Here is a 707-nt window from a genome sequence, read left to right as displayed (position 1 = left end):
CGTATGCGTATCGGCAATGACCGTGGACGTGATGTAACCAACGAAGCCGCGCAACTCGTGTGGCAGTTGGTGATGGCGGAGGGTGGTGAAATTGGCTGGGAGCTTGATGATGGTTCTCGCATGATTTTGAAGGCTGAAAAACTAGAGGCCACCAAATGAGCAACATCGACAAACAGGCGCTGCGTGAAGCAGCGGAGAAGGCGACGCCGGGGCCGTGGCGCTATCTCAAATCGACACCGTTCATGGATGCCGAGATTTCAGCAGAAAAACACACTCGCGTAGTCAATTTGCTGGCTGGCGACGTTACGGCTGACAACAGTAACTTCATCGCCGCCGCCAACCCCGCCACCGTGCTGGCGTTGCTGTATGAGCTGGAAGCCGCAGAGAAGCGCATCACCGAATTACAGAGTGAGAATGAATACATTCGCAAGCGTTTTAAAGAAGTCGATCTGCTGCTTGGTAAAAATTTGCTGGTAATGAAGGCTGCAATTATCGAATGGCAGGTAACTGGCGACGCTAAGAACGGCCTGGCATGGATTTACAACACGCTGTTTGGTCCCGGTGAACTACCCAGCGAGGATGAGAAAGACGCTCAGGCCTGGTTTGACCGGGAATACGATCCACTCGACAAAGAGCTGATGGAACTGCACCGGTGGTTTTGGGAACAAAGCGAGGCTGAACGTGCCGCCGCTGGCATCGGCAAGGGA

The 707-nt window shown here is 53.9% G+C and carries 2 protein-coding genes; both read left to right on the top strand.

Annotated elements, in window-relative coordinates:
• Positions 1 to 159: DUF7446 family protein (locus tag GTGU_RS27130; protein ID WP_425427538.1), on the top strand; the 159-nt coding region annotated here is incomplete at its 5' end.
• A partial coding sequence (locus tag GTGU_RS23540; protein ID WP_038163746.1) for an ead/Ea22-like family protein occupies positions 156 to 707 on the top strand: 552 nt, incomplete at its 3' end. The genes GTGU_RS27130 and GTGU_RS23540, both read left to right, overlap by 4 nt.

Origin of the sequence: Trabulsiella guamensis ATCC 49490, from assembly GCF_000734965.1 — a bacterium.
Taxonomy (GTDB): Bacteria; Pseudomonadota; Gammaproteobacteria; order Enterobacterales; family Enterobacteriaceae; genus Trabulsiella; species Trabulsiella guamensis.
This window is presented reverse-complemented; position numbering and strand designations above follow the sequence as displayed.